Origin of the sequence: Streptomyces sp. NPDC047014 (genome assembly GCF_040644195.1) — a bacterium.
Lineage (GTDB): Bacteria > Actinomycetota > Actinomycetes > Streptomycetales > Streptomycetaceae > Streptomyces.
Genome location: NZ_JBEYVX010000171.1, coordinates 1 through 4,015, shown reverse-complemented (window position 1 = coordinate 4,015; position 4,015 = coordinate 1). Strand labels below are relative to the sequence as shown.

General features: G+C 74.3%; 3 protein-coding genes. 1 reads left to right on the top strand and 2 read right to left on the bottom strand.

Annotation, left to right across the window (positions count from 1 at the left end; genetic code table 11):
• The first annotated feature begins 209 nt into the window (after nucleotides 1–209).
• Complete coding sequence (locus tag ABZ873_RS33930; RefSeq protein WP_360880663.1) at nucleotides 210–854, top strand: hypothetical protein; 645 nt, start codon at nucleotides 210–212, stop codon at nucleotides 852–854.
• A gap of 12 nt (nucleotides 855–866) precedes the next feature.
• Here ABZ873_RS33930 and ABZ873_RS33925 read toward each other — a convergent pair whose 3' ends face one another.
• Nucleotides 867–2,351 carry a cellulose binding domain-containing protein gene (locus ABZ873_RS33925; protein WP_360880660.1) on the bottom strand — a complete coding sequence of 495 codons (1,485 nt, stop codon included), beginning with the start codon at nucleotides 2,349–2,351 and terminating at the stop codon, nucleotides 867–869.
• 182 nt (nucleotides 2,352–2,533) lie between these two features.
• A complete protein-coding gene (locus tag ABZ873_RS33920; RefSeq protein WP_360880657.1) occupies nucleotides 2,534–3,835 on the bottom strand; it encodes a hypothetical protein in 1,302 nt (433 codons plus the stop codon).
• Nucleotides 3,836–4,015: the final 180 nt, after the last annotated feature.

The window sequence follows — 4,015 nt, the reverse complement described above, 5'->3', positions numbered from 1 at the left end:
CAACGTGTCCGGGCTCCTCAACCCCGCCGCCGCCAACACCTCCAACACCGCCTGTGGGTTCGCCCCCCCCCCCCGACCCGCCGGGCGCCGCGCGCCGGCCGGGACGGGTTTTTCGCGCGTCCGGGGTGCCGGTGCGCTCGTACGGACGTGCTCGCGGGCCGGCGGACGCGCCGTGCGAGGCTTGTGCCGCACCCGGGAGGAGAAACATCATGCACACGCCCAGCCGGCCCGAAGACCTCGATCACCCCGACCTGTTGTGGACCAGGGCGGCGACCATGGCCATGGTCGATGGCGCCGCGTCCCGCCGCACCGAGTTCGCGCTCGACGAAGACGGCCTCTGGTGCCACAGCACCGGCGCGGGCGGCTGGTGGCGGCTCACCGTGCTCGACGGGGGCCGCGCCGTGTTCTGCGGCCAGGACCCCGACGGCAGCCGCACCCATATCGGCGGCCGGCAGATCGACTTCCTCGCGGGCGGCCCGGACTGGCTGCCCTGGGACCTCCTGCGCGAGGACGCCGACGGCAACCTCTTCGGCTTCGTCTACTGGTGGGAGGACGGCGCCTGGCACCGCATCCCCTACCCCGCCGAACTGGACGAGGACGGCCTCGACATGGCCGCGCCCTGGGCCGGCTCGCACGAGGAGTTCGTCCAGCTGACCGTGGACTCCTGCGATCCGCCCCAGGGCCGCGCCGCCCTGGCCGAGGCCGTCGCCCGCTTCGCGGAGCTGGCGCGCGAGCGCAAGGCCGATGCGGAGGCGGTGGCGGAACTGCTGGCCGCCGCCCAGGTGGAGGGCCTGCCCGGGCCGAAGCTCGACGCGGCGCTCGACCTCGCCACCCGGGCGGGCCTCATCGGCTGACGGGCGCGGGCCTCACCGGAGGGCGGCGAACGCCTTGGTGAAGGCCAGCGGCTCCTGGAGGATCGAACTGCACGTGGCGTCGGCGTAGTTTCCGGCTCCCGCCGCGCACTGCTTGTCGCGCGTGGAGGACCACATGGCGAGGCGGCCGATGCCCTTCGCCGCGGCGAAGTCGACCAGCTGCTTGGCGTCCTCCACGGTGAAGATCTCGCTCACCACATCGTTCACACCGATCATCGGCGTGACGGCCACGGCCTTCCACGCCGCCGCCTCCGACAGCCCGAGCACCCCCTTGACCTGGGCCTGCGTGGCGGTGGCGGCCTGGGTCGCGTACAGGCCCATGTCCCCGCTGTATGCCGGTCCGTAGTCCATCGCCATGATGTTGACGGCGTCCACCCGGACGCCGTTCTTCTTCGCGTCGGCCAGCAGCGCCACGCCCGGCTGGGTCAGGCCCTCGGGCATGACGGGCAGGGTGAAGGCCACGTCCAGACCGGGGTGCGACTTCTGGAGCCGGGCGATGGCCTGCGCGCGGCGGGAGTTGGCGGCGGTGTCCGGCAGGGCGGCGCCCTCGATGTCGAAGTCGACCTTGGTGAGCCGGTAGTGGTCGACGACCTTGCCGTAGGCGGCGGCCAGATCGTCCACGGTGGCGCAGTTCAGGGCCAGTTCGTGCCCGGCGGCCCCGCCGAACGACACCCGTACGTCGCCGCCCTTCGCGCGCAGCGCGCCGATCTGGGCGGCCACCTTGTCGTTCGCGAGATCGGTGACCCCGCCCCAGAGCGGGGCGCAGCCGCCGCCGGAGGTGATGAAGGCGAGGTGGAACTCCTTCACGCCGGTGCGCGTCGCGGTGTCGAGCAGGTCGTAGGCGGGGTACAGAGAGGTGTCCACGTACGGGGCGAAGCGCGCGCCCCCGCCCGGCGGCGGGGCGGTGGTGGCCGTCGGGGTGGGGGAGGGCGAGGTGGTCTTCGTCGGCGCGGCGGAGGTCACGGGCGCGGTGGGCGCGGCCGTCGCCGTGGCGGTGGGGCGCGCGGTGGGGCGTCCGCTGGGCTGGGCGGTGGCGCCCTGGTCCACCGAGCACTTGAGGCCGTTGATCCGGCAGCCGGTCGGGTCTCCGGGGGTGCCCGCCCCGCTGGTGACGAAGCCGACGGTGACGGAGGCGCCGGCCGCGAGCTGCCGGTTCCACTCGGCGGGCTTCACGGTGACGCGCCGGCCGTCGACCGTGTGCGTGCCGTTCCACAGCGAGTCGACCTTCGTGCCCTCCGGAAGCTCGAACTGGAGCGTCCAGTCGGACTGCGCCTGCCCGGTGGTGTTGGTGATGACGTACTGGCCGGTGTAACCCCCGCTCCAGGAACTGGACTTCGTGTACACGGCGCCCACGGTGCCGGCCTGCGCGGTCCCGCTGAGGGCGAGGGCCGCGCCCCCGATCACCGCCGCCGCGACGACCGCTCCCACGGCCTTCGCCCTACGACTGGTGGTGCGCCGGTGACCTGCTGTGCTGCCCATCGCGTGCCTGCCTCTGGTTACTGGGGAGTTGGTACTGCGGCAGCACGCTAGCCGCCCCGAAACGGACATTCGTTCGTTTCGGCGCGGCCGCGATGACTCTTAGGTTCCGCTTAAGGATGGGGAAAGCGGGGGATCAGGAACGGCGGTCGTGGCGGTCATGGCGGTCGTCAAGGTCGTGGCGGTCAGGTGGTGTCGGAGGTGGGGCGGCGGCGGAGGCCGGATGCCGACAGTTCCAGGAGTTCCCCGCGGAAGGGGTCGTGGTGCGTGGGGTGGAAGTCCGGGACGGTGCCGGTGCGGGCGCCGACGACCGGGTCCCAGATCTCCAGGCCCGCCGGGGAGGAGGAGAACAGCAGGCCGTTCCCGGCGAAGAACCGGCCCTGGGGGCCGCCGAATTCGGCGATCCGGGCCGGGCCCCAGCCCCGTACCGCGTGGTCCTCGCTGCGCGTGACGTCCACGACGGTGGCGCCCGGTACCAGCTCCTCCTCGTCGTCACCGATCCCGCCGATGACCAGCCGGGCCTCGTCCAGCCAGACCATCGGCCGGTTCCAGTGGTACTCGCAGCCCGGCAGGCGCCGGAACCCGAGGGTGTCCAGGGCGGCACGCGCGCCCTCGTCCAGCCAGCGGCGCAGTTCCCAGGTGACGGGCTCGCCCAGCGGATGCCACAGCCAGGCGTCGGAGGCGATGCGGGTTCCGGCCGGGCTCAGGTGCAGGGCGCCGTGGAAGTGGTGCGACCAGGCCGACTGCGGTTCGCGGTCCGGCATCAGCGCCAGCAGCTCGCCGGTCGCCGGGTCGGCCGCCTCGACGCGGTTCCACCGGCGGCGGTGCAGGAGGACCGTACGGCCCTCGTGCGTGGTGAAGGCGAGGGAGAAGGGGACGGTGTGCTCGTAGTAGCCGTCGTTCTCCAAGCTCATGGTCACCGCGCCCGTGGCCAGGTCGATGACCTCGCCGTGGCGGCCGAAGTCCACGACCACGGCGGCGAACCGGCCGTCGGGCGAGGCGTGCAGCCGGCGGACCTTGTCGTGCCCCGACCAGGGCTTCGCGTCCTCGGGCACCCTGACCGCGCTGCGCCCACGCTCCAGCGGTGTGCCGCCGTCCGGGTCCCAGGCCAGGATCCGGCCGTCCTCGGTGAGGAGCAGCAGGCCCCCGGCGGTCGGCGCCAGGTCGACGACCGGTCCGGCGGAGGCGGGCAGGGGCAGCAGCGGGCCGGCCCCGGCCACCGGGCGGGCGGCGTCGAGGGTCTGCGGCAGCCCGGTCGTGCCGAGGGTGGCGCCGGCGGTCGCGTCGAAGCAGGGCTCGCACAGCCGGGCCGTGGGGACGGCGCCGCCGCCTGTGGCCGCGGTGCGGCAGGCGGCGCAGATCCGCTGCCGGTCCATGCCCCGGCCGGTGTAGTGCAGGTGGTGGTCGAGCGGTTCGGGGGCCGTACGGATGTGCTCGCACACGGGGAGGTGGTAGGGCGGGGCGTCGTGGCCGCAGATCAGGGGCATGGTGACGGGGCTCTCCTGGGACGGGAAGGCGGGGGAGGGGCGGGGCCGGGCGCTCCGCTCGGCCTCACCGTCGCAGGAGGGGCTTGGGGTCGCCTTGGGGTCGGCTTGGCGTCCGACGGGCGCCGCCCCCGAGGGCCCGGCCTCAGGCTCCGGCGGGCGCGGGCAGGGCCGCGGCCGCCG